This is a genomic window from Rhodococcus sp. SORGH_AS_0303 (assembly GCF_030819335.1).
In the GTDB taxonomy this organism is placed as follows: domain Bacteria; phylum Actinomycetota; class Actinomycetes; order Mycobacteriales; family Mycobacteriaceae; genus Rhodococcoides.
This window is the reverse complement of sequence record NZ_JAUTBO010000001.1, coordinates 13,529-31,925: the sequence shown is the minus strand read 5'-3', so window position 1 is coordinate 31,925 and position 18,397 is coordinate 13,529. Positions and strand designations below refer to the sequence as shown.

Annotated in this window: 16 protein-coding genes, 1 tRNA gene and 1 other RNA gene; 11 read left to right on the top strand and 7 right to left on the bottom strand. The window is 68.2% G+C overall.

Annotation, left to right across the window (positions count from 1 at the left end):
- The first annotated feature begins 63 nt into the window (after positions 1–63).
- Genes QE449_RS00155 through tgt form a run of 3 tightly spaced genes read left to right on the top strand, consistent with a single transcriptional unit; the run spans position 64 to position 4,942 of the window.
- The gene (locus QE449_RS00155) at positions 64–1,797 is read left to right on the top strand and encodes an ABC transporter ATP-binding protein (RefSeq protein ID WP_222641266.1); all 1,734 of its coding nucleotides are present in this window, start codon (positions 64–66) and stop codon (positions 1,795–1,797) included.
- Positions 1,794–3,728, top strand: a complete 1,935-nt coding sequence (locus tag QE449_RS00150) for an ABC transporter ATP-binding protein (protein ID WP_222647538.1) — start codon at positions 1,794–1,796, stop codon at positions 3,726–3,728. The genes QE449_RS00155 and QE449_RS00150 overlap by 4 nt, the downstream gene beginning before the upstream one ends.
- Positions 3,725–4,942: a tRNA guanosine(34) transglycosylase Tgt gene (tgt, locus tag QE449_RS00145; RefSeq protein ID WP_056443237.1), complete on the top strand. Its 1,218-nt coding sequence runs from the start codon at positions 3,725–3,727 to the stop codon at positions 4,940–4,942. The genes QE449_RS00150 and tgt overlap by 4 nt, the downstream gene beginning before the upstream one ends.
- Before the next feature lie 88 nt (positions 4,943–5,030).
- Here the strand turns inward: tgt and QE449_RS00140 are convergent, their stop codons facing one another.
- The 4 genes from QE449_RS00140 to QE449_RS00125 all read right to left on the bottom strand — a co-directional run bounded on the left by QE449_RS00140 (position 5,031) and on the right by QE449_RS00125 (position 8,538).
- Complete coding sequence (locus tag QE449_RS00140) at positions 5,031–5,774, bottom strand: queuosine precursor transporter (RefSeq protein ID WP_027506618.1); 744 nt, start codon at positions 5,772–5,774, stop codon at positions 5,031–5,033.
- A 78-nt stretch (positions 5,775–5,852) separates the two neighbouring features.
- Positions 5,853–6,593, bottom strand: a complete 741-nt coding sequence (locus QE449_RS00135) for an RDD family protein (protein ID WP_307107974.1) — start codon at positions 6,591–6,593, stop codon at positions 5,853–5,855.
- A 104-nt stretch (positions 6,594–6,697) separates the two neighbouring features.
- Entirely contained in the window at positions 6,698–7,588 is an 891-nt protein-coding gene (gene gluQRS, locus QE449_RS00130) for a tRNA glutamyl-Q(34) synthetase GluQRS (RefSeq protein WP_307107973.1), read from the bottom strand.
- Entirely contained in the window at positions 7,585–8,538 is a 954-nt protein-coding gene (locus QE449_RS00125; protein WP_307107972.1) for a LysR family transcriptional regulator, read from the bottom strand. The genes gluQRS and QE449_RS00125 overlap by 4 nt, the downstream gene beginning before the upstream one ends.
- Before the next feature lie 128 nt (positions 8,539–8,666).
- Here QE449_RS00125 and QE449_RS00120 point away from each other — a divergent pair, with 128 nt between their 5' ends.
- A complete protein-coding gene (locus QE449_RS00120; protein ID WP_027506622.1) occupies positions 8,667–10,052 on the top strand; it encodes an MFS transporter in 1,386 nt (461 codons plus the stop codon).
- Between the two features lie 60 nt (positions 10,053–10,112).
- Here QE449_RS00120 and QE449_RS00115 read toward each other — a convergent pair whose 3' ends face one another.
- Complete coding sequence (locus QE449_RS00115; protein WP_027506623.1) at positions 10,113–11,015, bottom strand: alpha/beta fold hydrolase; 903 nt, start codon at positions 11,013–11,015, stop codon at positions 10,113–10,115.
- A gap of 140 nt (positions 11,016–11,155) precedes the next feature.
- Positions 11,156–11,695 carry a hypothetical protein gene (locus QE449_RS00110; protein WP_307107971.1) on the bottom strand — a complete coding sequence of 180 codons (540 nt, stop codon included), beginning with the start codon at positions 11,693–11,695 and terminating at the stop codon, positions 11,156–11,158.
- 33 nt (positions 11,696–11,728) lie between these two features.
- Between QE449_RS00110 and QE449_RS00105 the strand changes: the two genes are divergently transcribed.
- Together QE449_RS00105 and QE449_RS00100 are read left to right on the top strand one after the other, a co-directional pair.
- Positions 11,729–12,637, top strand: coding sequence for a DUF2797 domain-containing protein (locus tag QE449_RS00105; protein WP_261770338.1), 909 nt, complete (start codon positions 11,729–11,731; stop codon positions 12,635–12,637).
- Between the two features lie 50 nt (positions 12,638–12,687).
- Positions 12,688–12,822, top strand: a complete 135-nt coding sequence (locus QE449_RS00100) for a hypothetical protein (protein ID WP_268788599.1) — start codon at positions 12,688–12,690, stop codon at positions 12,820–12,822.
- A 43-nt stretch (positions 12,823–12,865) separates the two neighbouring features.
- Here QE449_RS00100 and QE449_RS00095 read toward each other — a convergent pair.
- Positions 12,866–12,950 (bottom strand) — tRNA-Ser (locus QE449_RS00095).
- Positions 12,951–13,032: 82 nt separating this feature from the next.
- Here QE449_RS00095 and ffs point away from each other — a divergent pair.
- From ffs to QE449_RS00070, 5 genes are all read left to right on the top strand, one after another.
- An RNA gene (gene ffs / locus QE449_RS00090) (signal recognition particle sRNA small type) lies at positions 13,033–13,127 on the top strand.
- A gap of 41 nt (positions 13,128–13,168) precedes the next feature.
- Positions 13,169–14,455: an aminotransferase class I/II-fold pyridoxal phosphate-dependent enzyme gene (locus QE449_RS00085; RefSeq protein ID WP_307107970.1), complete on the top strand. Its 1,287-nt coding sequence runs from the start codon at positions 13,169–13,171 to the stop codon at positions 14,453–14,455.
- 133 nt (positions 14,456–14,588) lie between these two features.
- On the top strand, positions 14,589–15,494 hold the full coding sequence (locus QE449_RS00080; protein WP_307107969.1) for a hypothetical protein: 906 nt from the start codon (positions 14,589–14,591) through the stop codon (positions 15,492–15,494).
- Positions 15,495–15,506: 12 nt separating this feature from the next.
- Positions 15,507–16,091: an HhH-GPD-type base excision DNA repair protein gene (locus QE449_RS00075; protein ID WP_027506627.1), complete on the top strand. Its 585-nt coding sequence runs from the start codon at positions 15,507–15,509 to the stop codon at positions 16,089–16,091.
- A 46-nt stretch (positions 16,092–16,137) separates the two neighbouring features.
- Positions 16,138–18,381, top strand: coding sequence for a DNA polymerase III subunit gamma and tau (locus QE449_RS00070; protein ID WP_307107968.1), 2,244 nt, complete (start codon positions 16,138–16,140; stop codon positions 18,379–18,381).
- Positions 18,382–18,397 lie beyond the last annotated feature (16 nt).

The following is an 18,397-nucleotide window of genomic DNA, read 5'->3' as shown; positions in this document are numbered from 1 at the left end:
GATGAACTGCACCCACCACGCCTGTCGTCCGACGGGTCCTGTCGAGAAGGAAGGATGCACGACGTGTTGATCTCACTTCTCCGCCGGTATCTGGCGCCGTACCGCGGCGCGCTGACAGGCGTGGTGGTGCTGCAGTTCGTGGCCACCGTGGCCTCGCTGTACCTGCCCAGCCTCAACGCCGACATCATCGACAACGGCGTGACGACCGGCGACACCGGCTACATCCTGTCGACCGGCTCGATCATGCTGGCCGTCTCCGCCGTGCAGATCGCGTGCTCGATCGGCGGCGTCTACTTCGGAGCACGCGCCGCCATGGCGGCCGGCCGCGACATCCGCGGGGCGCTCCTCGACCGCGTCGGCACTTTCTCGGCGCGCGAAGTCGGGACGTTCGGCGCTCCGTCGCTCATCACCCGCAACACGAACGACGTTCAGCAGGTGCAGATGGTGGTCCTGATGGGCTGCACCATCCTGGTGATGGCGCCCATCATGTGCGTCGGCGGCATCGTCATGGCTCTGCGCGAGGACTTCGGACTGTCGTGGCTCCTCGGTATCGCCGTTCCTGCGCTGGCGCTGAGCATGGGCTTCGTCGTGGTCCGCATGGTTCCGGCGTTCAAGGTCATGCAGAAGCGCATCGACACGGTCAACCGCGTTCTGCGCGAGCAGATCACGGGCATCCGCGTGGTGCGCGCCTTCGTGCGCGAGCCGTACGAGGTGGAGCGTTTCGACGACGCGAACACCGCCCTCACCGCCACCGCACTGCAGGTCGGTCGTCTGATGGCGCTCATGTTCCCGGTGGTCATGCTCATCAGCAACGTCACCAGCGTCGCGGTGATCTGGTTCGGCGGTCACGCCGTCGACGAGGGACGCATGGAGATCGGATCGCTGACGGCCCTGCTCAGCTACATCATGCAGATCCTGATGTCGGTGATCATGGCGTCGTTCATCGCGATGATGATCCCGCGCGCCAGCGTGTGTGCCGAGCGCATCACCGAGGTGCTCGACACGAATTCGTCCGTCGTGCCCTCCGCGAAGCCCGTCGTCTTCGCCTCGGCGCCGTCGACGGTGGAATTCGACAAGGCCGGCTTCGCGTATCCCGCGGCCGATCACCCGGTGCTCTGCGACGTGTCGTTCCGGGCGACAGCCGGAACCACCACGGCCGTGATCGGGAGCACCGGCTCGGGCAAGACGACGCTGATCAACCTGATCCCGCGTCTCATCGACACGACCGACGGAGTGGTGCGCGTGGGCGGAACCGATGTGCGAGAACTCGATCCGGAGGCGCTGCGAGCGGAGATCGGACTGATCCCCCAGCGGCCCTTCCTGTTCTCCGGCACCATCGCCTCCAATCTTCGCTACGGCAAGGAGGACGCCACGGAGGCCGAGATGTGGGACGCACTCGAGGTGGCGCAGGCCGCCGACTTCGTCCGCGAGATGCCCGAGGGTCTCGAGACCCCCGTCGCCCAGGGCGGCACCACCGTCTCCGGTGGGCAGCGTCAGCGACTGGCCATCGCCCGCGCCATCATCCGGCGGCCGAGCATCTACGTCTTCGACGACGCGTTCTCCGCTCTCGACCTGACGACGGACGCGAATCTCCGAGCGGCCCTGCGCCCCATCACACGTGACGCCTGCGTCATCGTCGTCGCGCAGCGGGTGTCCACCATCCGCGACGCGGACAGCATCGTGGTGCTCGACGACGGCAGGATGGTCGGCCTCGGTACGCACGACGAGCTGCTCGAGACGTGTCCCACCTATGCCGAGATCGTCGACTCGCAGCGCACCGCAGCGGGTGTCGCATGACGCGGCCCGGCGGTCCTCCCGGTCCCGGTGCTCCCGGCACGAAGGCGATGAGCTTCGGACCGTCCGTCAGGCGGCTGCTGCGCCGGCTCCTTCCGCAGCGCATGCTGCTCACGGTGGTACTCGTGTTCGCCGTCGCCAGCGTCGTTCTCACCGTTCTCGCCCCGAACATCCTGGGCAGAGCCACCAACCTCATCTTCGACGGCATCGTCGGCCGTTCGCTCGACCCCTCGCTGACCAAGGAGCAGGTCGTCGACGGTCTCCGCGCCTCGGGTGAGGGCACACGCGCCGACATGGTGTCGAGCATGGACGTCGTCCCCGGTCGGGGAGTCGACTTCGACGCCGTCGGCAAGGTGCTGGTCCTCGTCCTCATCCTCTACATCGGGTCCGCACTGCTGTCCTGGGTGCAGGGCTACATTCTCAACATCGCGCTGCAACGCGTCATCAAGCGTCTGCGTACCGACGTCGAGAACAAGATCCACCGGTTGCCGTTGCGCTACTTCGACTCCCACAAGCGCGGCGACGTGCTCTCGCGAGTCACCAACGACATCGACAACGTCTCGCAGAGCCTGCAACAGACACTCAGCCAGCTCGTGGTCTCGGTGCTCACGGTCTTCGGCATCCTGGGCATGATGCTGTGGATCTCGCCGCTGCTCGCACTGGTCGCGATCCTGACGGTGCCGCTGTCGATCGTGGTGACGGCGATGATCGCCAAGCGCTCGCAGCCGCACTTCATCGCGCAGTGGAAGCAGACCGGCGCGCTCAACGCACAGGTCGAGGAGGCCTACACCGGGCACGAGCTGGTCAAGGCCTACGGCCGCCAGCACGAGACGGCGCGGGTGTTCCACGAGAGCAACGAGGAGCTGTACCAGGCGAGCTTCCGGGCACAGTTCATCTCCGGAATCGTCATGCCCGCCATCATGTTCCTGGGCAACCTCAACTACGTCGCCATCGCCGTGGTGGGCGGACTGCGCGTCGCGTCCGGCACGCTGAGCCTGGGCGAGGTGCAGGCTTTCATCCAGTACTCCCGCCAGTTCACGCAGCCGCTCACGCAGATCGGTTCGATGGTCAACCTGCTCCAGTCGGGTGTCGCCTCCGCGGAGCGCATCTTCGAGATCCTCGACGCCGAGGAGGAGGGCGCCGATCCGTCGGCACCCGTCACCCCCACCACGCGCAGTGGACGCGTCGAGTTCCGGGACGTGTCGTTCCGCTACGAACCGGAGCGTCCGCTCATCGACGGGCTGTCCTTCGTGGCGGAACCCGGCCAGATGGTTGCGATCGTCGGCCCCACCGGCGCCGGCAAGACGACGCTCGTGAACCTCGTGATGCGGTTCTACGACATCGATTCCGGCTCGATCACGCTCGACGGTGTGGACACGCGTGACATGACGCGGGCGACGCTGCGATCGCGCACCGGCATGGTGCTGCAGGACACCTGGCTGTTCGGCGGCAGCATCCGCGACAACATCGCGTACGGCAACAGTGGCGCCACCGAGGAGTCGATCATGGAGGCGGCGCGGGTGAGTTACGTCGACCGTTTCGTGCACTCGCTGCCCGACGGGTACGACACCGTCATCGACGAGGAGGGCAGCAACGTCAGTGCGGGCGAGAAGCAGTTGATCACCATCGCGCGCGCGTTCCTCGCCGACCCGGCCGTGCTGATCCTCGACGAGGCCACCAGCTCCGTCGACACCCGTACCGAGCTGCTGGTGCAGAAGGCCACCGCGGCCCTGCGCAGCGATCGCACGAGTTTCGTGATCGCGCACCGCCTCTCCACGATCCGCGACGCCGATCTGATCCTGGTGATGGAGAACGGGTCCATCGTGGAGAAGGGCACGCACGATGAGCTCATCGCGGCGCGCGGCGCCTACCACCGTCTCAGTGCGTCCGGCCTGCAGGAGCAGCAGTTGGCGTCTGGTTCGATGGGGGCATGACCGACCTCTTCACAGTCGAGACCCGTATCGAGGACCATCTCGGTCGAACCGGCACCCTGCGGACGCCGCACGGCGACATCGAGACCCCCGCGTTCATCGCCGTCGGCACCAAGGCCACCGTCAAGGCGGTGCTGCCGGAGTCGATGAAAGAGCTGGGCGCACAGGCGGTTCTGGCGAACGCCTACCACCTGTACCTGCAGCCGGGGCCCGACATCGTGGACGAGGCCGGGGGACTCGGCACGTTCATGAACTGGGACGGCCCGACGTTCACCGACAGCGGCGGGTTCCAGGTGATGTCGCTCGGCGTCGGGTTCAAGAAGGTCATCTCGATGGACGCCACTCGGGTGGAGTCGGACGACGTCATCGCCGAGGGTAAGGAGCGCCTCGCGCACGTCGACGACGACGGCGTGACGTTCAAGTCCCACCTCGACGGATCGCGGCACCGCTTCACTCCCGAGGTGTCGATGCAGATCCAGCACCAGCTCGGCGCGGACATCATGTTCGCGTTCGACGAGCTGACCACGTTGATGAACACCCGTGCGTACCAGGAACAGTCGCTGGACCGCACGCAGGCGTGGGCGGTGCGGTGCATCGCCGAGCACGAGCGCCTCACGGCCGAGCGCGCCGACAAGCCGTACCAGGCGCTGTTCGGTGTGGTGCAGGGTGCGCAGTACGAGGACCTTCGTCGGAAGGCGGCACACGATCTCGAGACCATCGTCGGCGAGACCGGGCGCGGATTCGACGGCTACGGCATCGGCGGCGCTCTGGAGAAGCAGAACCTCGGCACCATCGTCCGCTGGGTGAACGAGGAACTGCCCGAACACAAACCGCGCCACATGCTCGGGATCAGCGAGCCGGACGACTTCTTCGTCGCCATCGAGAACGGTGCCGACACTTTCGACTGCGTGAATCCGTCACGCGTGGCCCGGAACGCGGCGATCTACACACCGGACGGGCGCTTCAACATCAACACCGCGCGGTTCCGTCGGGACTTCACGCCGATCGACGAGGAGTGCGACTGCTACACCTGCGCGCACTACACGCGGGCGTACATGCATCACCTGTTCAAGGCCAAGGAGATGCTGGCCTCGACCCTCGCCACCATTCACAACGAGCGGTTCACCGTGCGGCTGGTGGACGACATCCGCGCCTCCATCCGCGACGGGCGGTTCCAGGAGTTCAAGAAGGAGACCCTGGCGCGCTTCTATTCCTGAGCCGCAACTCCCCGCGAGTACGCCCATAGTGTCGTGAAGTCGTGCTCGACAACGACAGTATCGACGTACTCGCGGGGGCGGGCGGGGGTCAGTCCGGGGAGTAGGTCGGCTCGCGCTTCTTGATGTACGCGATGACGGCGTAGGTGATCGGGAGCACGAGCACCTCGACGAGGGTCTTCCACAGGAAGCCGACGATGACGTAGTTCACGAAGTCGGCGCCCGTCGTGATGCCGATGACGCCGGCCGCGATGCTGCAGAAGATCAGGGTGTCGAAGAACTCGCCGACCACCGTCGACCCGATGAGGCGGGCCCACAGGTGCTTCTCCTTGGTGCGTTCCTTGATCTTCACCAGCACGATGGAGTTCAACAGCTGTCCGACGGTGTAACCGGCGAGACCGGCGAGGACCAGGCGCGGCACGACGCCGACGACGGTCTCGAGTGCGGCCTGGTTCTCGTAGAACGACGCGGCGGGGAGTTCGATGGCGATCCAGAAGCAGACCGATGTGAGCAGGAGAGAGCCGAAGCCCAGGTAGATGGCGCGGCGCGTCGCCTTGAGCCCGTACACCTCGCTGAGCACATCGCCGAGGATGTACGCGAGGGGGAAGAGGAAGAACGCGCCGTCGGTGTTGATGGGGAGAATCTGGAAGGGCCCGAGCGAGACGTCGGACGCGGCGAAGAAGGCGACACCCTTGCTGGCGGCCACGTTCGAGATCAGCAGTGTCGCGACGAAGAGCGCGACGATGGCGGGGTAGAAGCCACGGCTGATGTGGGCGAACGAGGCCTGTCCAGACGGAGTGTCGCCGTCGGTGGCGGTGGAGTTGGTTGCAGTCACCGGTCGATCCAAGCACCGAGACGACGACGGGCGCGAATCCCCGAAGGGATCCGCGCCCGATGTCGGTGTGTGCGGAGGCTACTTCTTGACCACCTGGGTGCCACCGGCGAACTGATCGTGCTTGCCCTGCTTGGTGGGGCTCGAGTTGACCGTGACGGCGATGACGATCACGGCGATGAACGCGAGCAGGCTACCGAGGAACGGGATGATGTTGAGCAGCGTGAACGCGTTGCGTATCGCGGACTGCTGCAGCGTCGGCCGCGGCGTGCCGGCGGGACCGTGCACCTGGAGTCCGAGGATCTTCTTGCCGAGTGTCGCGCCCTGGCTGACCTCGAGGCCGACGAAGTACGCGAACGTCAGGACGCCGGAGAAGAGTCCGGTGACGAGGATGTTGTCGGTCGCACCGAAGATCGCGGCGAGGATCAGCGCGACGATGCCGACGATGATCCCGTCGATGATGCGCGCGCCCAGTCGAATGCCGAGCCCACCGGGCTGACCGCCGCCGGGCACTCCACCGAAGTTCGAGCCACCGTAGTTGGTGGTGTTGTCGAACTGCGGGGGCGTCGGGTAGCCACCCTGCTGGGGGTAGCCGCCCTGCTGGGGGTAGCCACCCTGCTGCGGCGGGACGTTGCCCTGCGGCGGCGGGTAGTTGCCCTGCGAGGGCGGGGGGTAACTGCCCTGCGAGGGCGGGGGGTAACTGCCCTGCGAGGGCGGCGGGTAGGACCCCTGCGACGGGGGCGGGTAGGAACCCTGCTGCGGCGGCGGGTAGCTGCCGGGGTTCTGCGGATCCTTGCTCGGGTCGAAACCGCCTGTGGTCATGATGTCCTTCTCGTACGGGTTGACGTGTCGGAGTCTTCTCGCGGCCACCTTACGTCCGATACGCCCCGACCGGTGTGCGATGTTCCGTTGCAACGGGGTCTCGATCAGTGACCGAGCACGAACCACGGCTCCCTCGGGAGCAGGTCCAGGGACCAGTACGAGGCCAGGTCGGACAGCGATTCGTGCGTGCGCTCGGACGGAACCCCGATCGACGACGCGATCTCGGCGGAGACGTCGGACACGGTCTGCCCGGCGGCGAGTCGGTCGCGCAGGGTGACGGCGCCGTCCCGCTTGGCGAGGCGCTTGCCCGTCGGTCCGAGAGCGAGCGGGACGTGCACGTACTCCGGGATCTGCACGCCGAGCAGACCGGCGAGGTAGGCCTGACGCGGCGCCGACGCGAGCAGGTCGTCCGCGCGAACCACCTGGTCGACGCTCTGGAACCCGTCGTCGACGACGACGGCGAGGTTGTAGGCGGGAACGCCGTCCGTGCGCTGGAGGACGAGGTCGTCGACCACGCCCGTGAACTCGCCGACGAGGGCGTCGGTCACGGTGAACGACCGCGTGTCCGAACGCAACCGCAGCGCGGCGCGTCGGCCCTCGGCGCGGCGGGACGCGCGTTGCGCCTCGGTGAGGTTCCGGCAGGTTCCGGGGTATGCACCCTCGGGAGCGTGCGGTGCGGACGCGGCCTGCTGGATCTCGCGGCGGGTGCAGAAACACTCGTAGACACGGCCGTCGGCGGCGAGGGAGGCGATGGCCGCGGTATAGGACTCTCGGCGATCCGATTGCCGCACCACCGGCCCGTCGACGGTGATGCCGACGGCGGCGAGATCGTCGAGCTGACGGTGCTCGGCGCCCGGTCGCACGCGATCGAGGTCCTCGACGCGCAGGACGAATCCGCGTCCGGTTCCGCGGGCGAGGAGCCACGCGAGCACAGCCGTGCGGAGGTTCCCGATGTGGAGGTCGCCGGAGGGGCTCGGTGCGAAGCGGCCGTTCACTCGCCGCGACCCATGAGCTCGTCCCGTCGGGACGCGACCTCCGTCCGCAGCGCGTCGACCACCACCCCGACCTCGGGGCGGCGCAGCGTCTCGCCGCGCACGACCAGCCAGTAGGCCAGGGTGACCGACACCTCCGAGCGCAGGATGCGCACGAGATCGCGGTGCCGGTCGGCCATGAAGCACGGCAGCAGGCCGATACCGGCGCCCGCCCGCGTGGCCTCGACGTGCACGAAGACGTTGGTCGAGCTCACCGAACTCCGCATCACCGGGACGTCCGACGACGGGGGAGCGTCGCCGACGGCGACCGAGCGCGCGAGATCCAGGTCGTCGACGTGGAGCATCGACTCGACGAAGTAGACGAGGGGATGGCCGGCGAGGTCGCGTCGGGTGGTGATGGTGTCGTGGTGCTCGAGGTACTCCGGAGTGGCGTACAGACCGAGGCAGTACTCGCCGAGGTGCACGGCCTCGGCGCGGTGCACCTGAGGCGTGCCGACGACGATCTCGACGTCCATTCCCGATCGTTGTTGCGAGGCGCGTCGCGTCGCGGCGACCAGTTCCACGGACACCTCGGGGTGCCGTTCCTGCACACTGACGGCGGCGGGCGCCGCGATGTAGGCGCTGAATCCGTCCGTCGCGGAGATGCGGACGACACCACGCAGCGACGCACCGCCCGGGTCCACCAGGCCGCGCACCACGCTGTCGACCGTCTCGGCCGCGGCGAGTGCGTGTCGGCCCAGGTCGGTGAGTTCCCAGCCGCCCGAGGTGCGGACCAGTACCCGGCCACCGAGTGATTTCTCCAGTGAGGCGATGCGGCGAGACACCGTCGTGTGATTGACACCGAGGCTGTCCGCGGCGGCGGTGAAGCGGCCGCTGCGCCCGACGGCGAGGAGGACGAGAAGATCGTCCGCGCTGGGCGGCGTGTGCGCCGAGGAGCGTCCGGACGAGGTCATGTGTGCATCTTTGCAGTTCGGTCGTGCGCGCGCGGCCATTGTGCGGCGCGGTGATCTGCGTCGATACTCGACTCAGCGTGTGCCGTGGATCACTGTCCCGGCACCGGAGACTCAGCAAGGAGAATGTCATGTCGGTTGTCGACAGGGTGGATCGCGACGAGGAACCGTCGGGTCTGCGGAAGGTGGTCGCCGCATCCATGGCGGGCACCGTGGTCGAGTGGTACGAGTTCTTCCTCTACGGCACGGCGGCGACGCTCGTGTTCAGCAAGATCATGTTCGCGGAGGGAACCAGCGAACTCGACGCCATCCTGGCGGCCTTCGTCACGTACGCGGTCGGCTTCGTCGCACGACCGCTCGGTGGCATCGTCTTCGGTCATTTCGGTGACAAGTACGGACGTAAGAAGCTCCTGCAGTTCTCGCTGGTGCTGGTCGGCGCCGCCACCTTCCTCATGGGCTGCCTGCCGACGTTCAACCAGATCGGGTACTGGGCGCCGGCACTGCTGGTGACGCTGCGCTTCATCCAGGGCTTCGCGGTGGGCGGTGAGTGGGGCGGCGCAGTGCTTCTCGTCGCCGAGCACAGCCCCAACAAGAGCCGCGGCTTCTGGGCCAGTTGGCCGCAGGCCGGTGTCCCCGGCGGCAACCTGCTCGCGACGGTCGTCCTGTTGGTGCTCACCACCGTGCTCTCGGAGGACGCGTTCCTCAGCTGGGGCTGGCGTGTCGCGTTCTGGCTGTCCGCCGTCATCGTCTTCGTCGGCTACTACGTCCGCACCAAGGTCACCGACGCACCCATCTTCGTCGAGGCGCAGAAGCAGGCCGAGGTCATCAAGGCCGCGTCGTACGGCGTCTTCGAGGTCGTGAAGCGTTACCCGCGTGGCGTGTTCACCGCGATGGGCCTGCGCTTCGGCGAGAACGTCATGTACTACCTGGTGGTCACCTTCTCCATCACCTACCTCAAGGTCGAGGTGGGAACCGACACCAGCACCATCCTGTGGTGGATGCTCATCGCGCACGCCGTGCACTTCGCGGTGATCCCGTTGGTCGGTCGCCTGGCGGACACCGTCGGACGCCGTCCGGTGTACCTCGTCGGTGCGGTCACCGCCGGCACGTGGGGGTTCTTCGCCTTCCCCATGATGAACAGCGGCCACAACGTCGTCATCATGCTGGCGATCATCATCGGACTGGTGTTCCACGCCTTCATGTACGCCACGCAGCCGGCGATCATGTCCGAGATGTTCCCCACGCGTATGCGGTATTCCGGTGTGTCCCTGGGCTATCAGGTGACGTCGATCGTCGCCGGGTCGCTCGCGCCGATCATCGCGGTGAAGCTGCTGGACGTCTACGGCTCGTCCGTGCCGATCGCCTGGTACCTCGCAGCCTCCGCGCTCATCACGCTGATCGCCGTCGTGGTGGCTCGTGAGACCAAGGGCATCGCGCTCGAGAGCATCGACATCGCCGACGCGAAGAACCTGGCCACCGAGGCCGAGCTCGCGAAGGCCGGTATCCCGACGAAGTAGGCACGCACACAGCATCGCGCCCTCTCCCGCATGACGGGAGAGGGCGCGTTCGTGTGTGTGTCAGGCCTCGGCGACGAGGTGCGGACGCGAGGCACCGGCCTCGCAGTCACGCATGAACTCGGTGAAGATGCGGTCGAAGCGGTCGGGATTGTCGAGATGCGGGAAATGCCCTGCCCTCTCGAAGATCTCGACGCGGCCGTGCGGCAACTCGGCCCGAGCGTTCTCGGTGTGCGAGTTGGGGATGATGCTGTCGCGCGCACCCCAGACCAGCATCGCCTGGATGTTGGGGAAGTTGGCGAAGTGCGGTGTCGCACTGATGGTCTGACCGCGGAAGCTGATGACGGAGCGGGCGGTCGCGAGGAACGCGCGGCGGGTGCCGGCGTCCTGGACCGACCCGAAGCTGCGCCACGCCTCGGAGGAACTGGCGCTCATCAGGGGGAGTCCCAGCTTGTCGAGCCGATCGATCGCGAGATCGGTGAGGCCTCGCACGGTGCGGTTCGCCATGAGCGGGAGAACGAATTCGCTGCCCGGCAGGGTGGCCGCACGCAGGAGGGGGCTCACCTCGGGGCCGAGGCCGCCGCTGGCGATGAGCACCATGCGCTCGACCAACTCGGGGAACAGGTACAGCGTCTGCATCGCGATGCCACCGCCGAGCGAGTGGCCCACGAACGTCGCCGACGTGATGTCCAGGCTGTGCAGCAGGTCGCGCACCGTCGCGGCGTGGGAACTGATGGAGTAGTCCCCGGCGGGCTTGTCCGATTCACCGTGGCCGAACAGGTCCGGCACGATGACGCGGTACCGCTGCGACAGGGTGTCGATCTGCGGTTCCCAGTTGTGATGGGAGCCCAGCAGTCCGTGGATCAGGATGACCGCGGGGCCGTGTCCGATGTCCAGGTACTTCAGTTCGTTGCCGTGCAGACTGAGTGTCTGCATGTCCGGCTGTGCGGTATCGAGTGCCGCCATGGGAGATCCCTCCGTTGTACTACCGCTCCAGTGTGCACGCTGGTGGGCGGCGGGGAGCCGTTCCGCGAGCATGTGATCCCAGACATTCACTGCCCGGCGGCGGTGTCGGTCACAAGAGGTTTCGGTGGCGAACGACGCGATCAGTGCGTCAGATACACCTTCACCGCCACGACGATCGCGGCCAGCACTGCGGTGGCGATACCGGCCAGGACCAGGCGAAACGACAGTCCGCGGCCGCGCAGACGCTCGGCGACCACCGGGATCGACGCGATACGCAACGTCACCAGACCACCCGCGAGCCCCTGCGCGAGTGCGCCGGGCAGGATATCGAGCCACGCCAGCGCCAGCAGCAACGACGGCGCGACGCCCGAGGAGGCGATCGGCAGCGAGTCCCGCAACTCCTCGCGCCAGTCGACGGTGTCGTCGTCGACGGTGCCGGCCGCGACGGCGTCCGCGAAGATGTGGGCGAGGAAGGTGGTGAGCGTGGTGCCGATCACCAACAACGCCGCCGTACCGTTCGCGATGGACGACGGACTGGCGACGACCACCACGGTCATCACCAGGACGTTTCCGTAGACGTAGGCCGAGAGACGTCGGGTGGCGCGGTGCGGAGGCAGCACGCCGGCCTTGCGCGTCGTCACTCGGCGGTAGAGGGATCCGACGGGTCCGGGTGTGCTCATCCCGGGAATGCTGCCAGGTGGAGAGGAGTCGCGATGGCCCTGGTCGTGCGCGGTGTCGGGTGGCCACGCGGGGAGCCGCTGCTCGGAGTCACCGACACGGACACCGGCGAGGTGACGTCCCGGCCGGTGCTGTCGTCCGCACTGCGATACCGCGCGCTCGACGCGCCGGGTGTGCTGTGGTGCATCGGTCGCCGCGCCGAGGACGGCCGTCCTGTGGCCTGCCCGAACGGTGCGCGCGCCACCTCCGGGGTGCACTGCGACGCCTGTGTCGCGGCGGATCCGTACCGGTTCGTCCACATCGTCCACCGGCAGGACTTCCTGTCGAAGGGGCTCGAGAGCGTCGTGATGCAACCGCACTGGCTCTACGTCGCGACCTTCGCCGACGGGACGGACAAGGTGGGAACGGCGGCGGATCCTCGGAAATGGGGACGGCTCACCGAGCAGGGCGCCGTGGTCGGACGCTACGTCGCACGGGCGGTCGACGGACGCGTGGTGCGGCACCTCGAGGACGCGATGACCGACACTGCCGGTCTGCGCCAGGCCGTGCGCGCCGCAGCCAAGGCGGCGGGGTTGACCCGCCCGATCGACCTCGCCCGCCTCGACCGATCGAACGCAGACGCGGCGACACTGGCGCGCGAGGTGCTCGCCGACCTCGGTCCCGACTTCTCCGACGACGACTTCCGTGTCGTCGACGAGCAGTGGGAGCCGCCCGCGGGCCGAGAGGCGGCCTTCACGGGTCGGCGCACGGCCTATCCGCTGGACACTGCCGTCGGTGCGCACGGCCTGACCGTCCAGTGGTGCATCGGTTCCGCCGTCGGCGCGACGGTGGCGGAGGATCCGGATGCCGTCTACGTCGCCGACCTGGCCCGACTGCGGGGCCGCCGCATCGAGTGGGGCGAGTTCGACACCGCGCTGCCCGCCATGCAGGAAGCACTGTTCTGAGTTTGTCCCCGGCCGCCGCGTGGCATTCGTGAGCCATGCCGACCTATCGAGTGAGAGACACCAGCGACGACTCCATCCTGGCCACGGCCGAGCACGAGGACGTGTCGACGGCCGAGGCGTGGGCCGCGGTGGTCGTGGAAGGGCTCGACCCGGCTCCGGTGACCTGGGTGCTGGACAGAGAGTGAGAACGAAGAAGACCCCCGTGCAGCGCACGGGGGTCTTTCTCTGCGGAGGATAGGGGATTTGAACCCCTGAGGGCGTTAACCCAACCCGCGTTCCAGGCGAGCGCCATAGGCCACTAGGCGAATCCTCCGTCGGCTACCTTACCGGCGACACCCCCGTTGAGACGAATCGGGTCGGTTCGGTGGTGCGCGGGGGATGTGGCTAGACTCGTCCACGGATCCCGCGCGGCGCGCATCCTGTGAACTCCCCCAGGGCCGGAAGGCAGCAAGGGTCAACGGGCTCTGCCGGGTGCGCGGGGTCCCCTTAACTTCCCGCCACGCGCAGTCGCCTCGAAAGGCCCTCCTCGCCATGACCGGCCAAGCTCAACTCGGACTGATGAACCCCGACGAGCTGGCCGCGGAGCACGAGAAGCGCACCGCCGAGTACGAGGCACTGGTCGCACGCGGACTCTCGCTGGACCTCACCCGCGGCAAGCCGTCCCCGGAGCAGCTCGATCTCGCGGCCGGCCTGCTCACCCTGCCCGGTGAGGACTACCGGGACGGCAAGGGCACCGACTGCCGCAACTACGGCGGACTGCAGGGTCTGCCCGAGCTGCGCGCCATCTTCGGTGAGCTACTGAACATCCCGGCCGCGAACCTGATCGCGGGAAACAACGCGAGCCTCGAGATCATGCACGACCTCGTGGTGTGGGGGCTGCTGCACGGCACCGTCGACTCGGTGCGTCCGTGGTCGGCCGAACCCGTCGTCCGCTTCCTGTGCCCGAGCCCCGGTTACGATCGGCACTTCGCCATCACCGAGAGCTACGGCATCGAGATGATCCCGGTGACGATGAACGAGGACGGCCCCGACATCGCCGAGGTCGAGCGGCTGGTCTCGGGCGATCCGCAGATCAAGGGCATGTGGTGCGTGCCGAACTACGCGAACCCCACGGGCGCGGTGTACTCGGAGGAGGTCACCCGCGCTCTCGCGACGATGCCCACCGCGGCCGCCGACTATCGCCTGTTCTGGGACAACGCCTACGCGGTGCATCCGCTGGCAGACGAATTCCCGCCCGCGTACGACGTGCTGAGCCTGGCAGCGGAGGCCGGTCACCCGAACCGTCCGTACGTCTTCGCGTCCACGTCGAAGATCACCTACGCCGGTGCCGGCGTCAGCTTCCTCGGTTCGTCGTCGGCGAACCTCGACTGGTACCTGGGCCACTACGGCAAGAAGAGCATCGGCCCCGACAAGCTCAACCAGTTGCGTCACCTGCGGTTCTTCGGCGACGCCGACGGTGTGCGCGCACACATGGCGAAGCACCGCGAGATCCTCGCGCCGAAGTTCGCACGGGTACAGGAGATCCTCGACGATCGCCTGGGCGCGTCGAAGGTGGCGTCGTGGACCGAGCCCGCGGGCGGGTACTTCATCAGCCTCGACGTGCTCGACGGCACCGCAGCGCGCACCATTTCTCTGGCGAAGGACGCCGGCATCGCCCTCACCGGCGCCGGCTCCGCCTTCCCGTACAAGCGCGATCCCGACGACCGCAACATCCGCCTCGCCCCCAGCTTCCCGTCCACCGACGAGTTGTCCGCGGCGATGGACGGCGTGGCCACCTGCGTGCTGCTGGCCGCGACGGAGAAGCTGCTCGGGTCGTAGTTCGGTCGGGTTCTCACACCGATTCCGGCAGGGTTCACCGGCTGCAACCCCTGTGAGTTGCGGAAACCGGCGACGGTTCGACGCCTGTGGATGGCCATGAGCAGCATTCCTGGATCTCGGCCACGATCGTCACATGAGCGACGAGGGCGAAGCCGCAGAACTGATCCGGCGCGCGGATCTTCTCGGCCGAGGTGTGTCCGACACCGAGATCCGCAGTGCACGCAGGTCCGTGTCCATCGTGGCCGTGCGGCGGGGGTGTTTCGTCGACAAGTGGCGTTTCACCGACTCCACGCCGGAGGCTCGACACCTTCTCGCAGCCCGGGCAGCCCTGGCCGCAGGCGGACCGGGTCTCACGCTCAGCCACGAGTCGGCCGCGCTGGCGTGGGGCATGTCGTTGTGGCAGGGGCCGCCACCGCTGGTGCACCTGACGGTCGACAGGCCGACCGGCGGACGTGTCGACGCGGTACGGCACCTCCACACGCATCCACTCGCCGATGTGGACGTGGTGATGCGTGACGGTGCGAGAGTGACCTCCGCGGCGCGGACCGTGGCGGATCTTGCGTGTGCCTTGAGCTTCGAAGCCGCTGTGTGCGTTGGTGATTCGGCGCTGGCATGCACTCCGACATCGATCGACGACATCACCGAGGCGATCCGCGGGTGTGGCCGTCGGCGCGGCGTCGCGGGCGCTCGACGTGCCGCCGCATTCTTGGACGGTCGTAGCGAGAGCGTCGGCGAATCGCGCAGTCGGGTGTACCTCGATCGGCACGGGCTCCCCGCGCCCGAGCTGCAGATCGAGATCGTGATCGACGGGCGCACGTATCGGCCGGACTTCCTGTGGGAGGACCAGCGCGTGCTCGGCGAGTTCGACGGACTGGCGAAGTACACACGCAACGGCGAGTCCGCGAACGCAGTCGTGATCCGCGAGAAGCTTCGGGAGGACGCTCTGCGTGCCGCCGGGTGGATCGTCGTGCGGTGGACGTGGGCGGACCTCGTCGACGGTCGGCTGGCGCAGCGCATTCGTGCTGCGCTGTCCGCGTGAAAGAATGACGCCATGGCCACGACGCTGCACTTGGTGGGGGATCCCGACGCCGACGCCCTGCTCGCCTCCGACCCGCTCGCGCTGCTGATCGGGATGTTGCTCGATCAGCAGGTACCGATGGAGTCGGCGTTCGCCGGTCCGAAGAAGCTGGTGGATCGCATCGGGTCGCTCGACGTCCGCGCGATCGCCGAGATGCCGGAGGACGACTTCCTCGCGATCTGCTCCACTCCACCCGCGGTGCACCGGTTCCCCGGGTCGATGGGCAAGCGGATCCAGTCGATGTGCTCGTACATCGTCGACGAGTGGGACGGCCGCGCCGACGCAATCTGGACGGACGGCGACCCGGACGGCAGAGAAGTGCTGAAGCGACTGAAGGCGCTGCCCGGGTACGGCGATCAGAAGGCGCGCATCTTCCTGGCTCTGCTGGGCAAGCAGATGGGTGTGGAGCCGGCCGGGTGGCGCGACGCCGCCGGATCGTACGGCGACGACGGCTCCCGACGATCCATCGCCGACGTGGTCGACGCGACCAGTCTGGGCGAGGTGCGCGAGTTCAAGAAGGCGGCCAAGCGGGCCGCCAAGGAGAGCGCAGGATCCTAGGTTCCCGCCGACCGTTCTGTCGGTCGACGTCGGTACTCTCTCTCGCGTGGCCCTGTACCGGAAGTACCGTCCAGCGACGTTCGCGGAAGTGGTCGGGCAGGAGCATGTCACCGAGCCTCTGTCCGTCGCACTGGACTCGAAGCGCATCAATCACGCCTACCTCTTCTCCGGCCCTCGCGGGTGTGGCAAGACGTCGTCCGCACGCATCCTGGCGCGGTCGCTCAACTGCGTCCAGGGTCCGACGTCGACGCCGTGCGGAGTGTGCGGCTCATGTGTCGCGCTCGCTCCCGGCGGCCCGGGCAACCTCGACGTCATCGAGCTCGACGCGGCCAGCCACGGCGGCGTGGACGACACCCGTGAGCTGCGTGACCGCGCGTTCTACGCGCCTGCGGAATCGCGCTACCGCGTCTTCATCGTGGACGAGGCCCACATGGTCACGACGGCGGGCTTCAATGCGCTGCTCAAGATCGTGGAGGAGCCGCCCGAGCACCTGATCTTCGTGTTCGCGACCACGGAGCCGGAGAAGGTGCTGCCGACCATCCGCAGCCGCACCCATCACTACCCCTTCCGGTTGCTGCCTCCGCTCGCCATGCGCGGTCTGATGGAGCGCATCTGTGCGGAGGAGAAGGTCACCGTGCAGGATGCGGTGTACCCGTTGGTCATTCGTGCCGGTGGTGGCTCCCCGCGCGACACTCTCAGCGTGCTGGACCAGCTGCTCGCCGGTGCAGGTGACGAGGGTGTGCAGTACACCCGCGCACTCACTCTGCTCGGCGTCACCGACGTCGCGCTGATCGACGAGGCCGTCGACGCACTGGCCGCCCGGGACGGTGCCGCTCTGTTCGGCACCGTCGAGAAGGTCATGGACGCGGGCCACGATCCCCGCCGGTTCGCGGTGGACCTGCTCGATCGGCTGCGCGACCTCATCCTCATGCGTGCAGTCCCCGATGCGGGGGAGCGCGGACTCGTCGACGCCCCCGCCGACATGCTCGAGCGTATGCGCGACGAGGCGGAGCGCATCGGCCCGGCCACGCTGGCCCGATTCGCGGAGACGGTGCACGCCGGACTCGGTGAGATGCGCGGCGCCACGGCTCCCCGGCTGTTGCTGGAGGTCATGTGTGCGCGGATGCTGCTGCCGGCGGCGTCCGATGCGGAAAGTGCTGTGCTGCAACGGTTGGAGCGACTCGAACGGCGCCTCGACGTGACCCTGCCCGCAGGCGAGGCCGCTGCGGTCGAGGCCGAACATCAGCACGACCGCCTCGAGGCGGCGGCGCAGCAGCAGACGTACCGCCGCCCGTCCGAGCGGGCGGCCGAGCCGGCCGCCGCTCCCGCGCCCGTCGTCGACGCCCCCGCAGCCAGAGTCGCTGCACCGGAACCGGTCACACCCGACCCTGCGCGCCCCGAACCTGCGCGCCCCGAACCTGCGCGCCCCGAACCGGCCGCAGCGCAGCCGCCCGCAGCGCAGCCGGCCACCCCTGAACCCGAGCCGACCCCTGAACCCGAGCCGACCCCGGAGCCCACCCCCGTAGCCGTGGAACCCCCGGCCGCCGAACCGACGACACCCGAGCCCGCCGAGAGTGCACCCGAGCCGGCAGAGACCGCCCCCGAGACAGCACCCGAGCCCGCCGCGCCGAGTCCCGCCGCGGCGGAGGGTCCGGATGCCGCGGACGTGCGCGCCGTCTGGTCCGAGGTGCGGACGAAGGTGCGCGAGCGCAGCCGCACCGTCGAGGTGATGCTCTCGGGCGCCACCGTGAAGTCCGTCGGGGACGGGGCGATCGTGTTGGCTCACGACTCGGTACCGCTGGCCAAGAGGCTGGTCGAGCCCCGCAACGCCGAGGTCATCAAGGACGCGCTGCGTGACGTCTTCGGCGTCGAGTGGACCGTGGTCTGCGAGGCGGGCGACGGCACCGCTCGGTCGGCGGCACCGGCACCGGCATCCGCCCCGGCCGAGCGCCCGGCGTCCACCGGCCCTCGGTTCTCGCGCCCGAGCAGGTCGGCGCCCACCCCGGAGCCGGCACGGCCGGCGCAGTCCGGCAGCGCCCCGGCGCGGTCGACGCCCTCGCGCCCGTCCGACGACGACATTCCTCCGCCGCTCGAGGAGCCCGACTATCCGGACGACCCGGGTCCCTCGCCGTACGACGGTCCACCTCCCCCGGAGAGCCCGGAGGAGCAGGAAGAGCTCATGAAGCAGGCGAAGGAGCCGGTCGATCCGTCGACGCGTCGCGATCCGGACGAAGTCGCGCTCGAGCTGCTGCAGTCCGAGCTGGGTGCCACCCCGCTGAAAGACGTCTGACCTGCTGCTGACGGTG

Bases quoted from the DNA above. Each gene is read 5' to 3' on its own strand.
- QE449_RS00150 (WP_222647538.1), top strand. From the start codon at position 1,794: ATGACGCGGCCCGGCGGTCCTCCCGGTCCCGGTGCTCCCGGCACGAAG.
- tgt (WP_056443237.1), top strand. From the start codon at position 3,725: ATGACCGACCTCTTCACAGTCGAGACCCGTATCGAGGACCATCTCGGT.
- QE449_RS00135 (WP_307107974.1), bottom strand. From the start codon at position 6,593: ATGACCACAGGCGGTTTCGACCCGAGCAAGGATCCGCAGAACCCCGGC.
- QE449_RS00125 (WP_307107972.1), bottom strand. From the start codon at position 8,538: ATGACCTCGTCCGGACGCTCCTCGGCGCACACGCCGCCCAGCGCGGAC.
- QE449_RS00120 (WP_027506622.1), top strand. From the start codon at position 8,667: ATGTCGGTTGTCGACAGGGTGGATCGCGACGAGGAACCGTCGGGTCTG.
- QE449_RS00115 (WP_027506623.1), bottom strand. From the start codon at position 11,015: ATGGCGGCACTCGATACCGCACAGCCGGACATGCAGACACTCAGTCTG.
- QE449_RS00110 (WP_307107971.1), bottom strand. From the start codon at position 11,695: ATGAGCACACCCGGACCCGTCGGATCCCTCTACCGCCGAGTGACGACG.
- QE449_RS00105 (WP_261770338.1), top strand. From the start codon at position 11,729: ATGGCCCTGGTCGTGCGCGGTGTCGGGTGGCCACGCGGGGAGCCGCTG.
- QE449_RS00085 (WP_307107970.1), top strand. From the start codon at position 13,169: ATGACCGGCCAAGCTCAACTCGGACTGATGAACCCCGACGAGCTGGCC.
- QE449_RS00080 (WP_307107969.1), top strand. From the start codon at position 14,589: ATGAGCGACGAGGGCGAAGCCGCAGAACTGATCCGGCGCGCGGATCTT.
- QE449_RS00075 (WP_027506627.1), top strand. From the start codon at position 15,507: ATGGCCACGACGCTGCACTTGGTGGGGGATCCCGACGCCGACGCCCTG.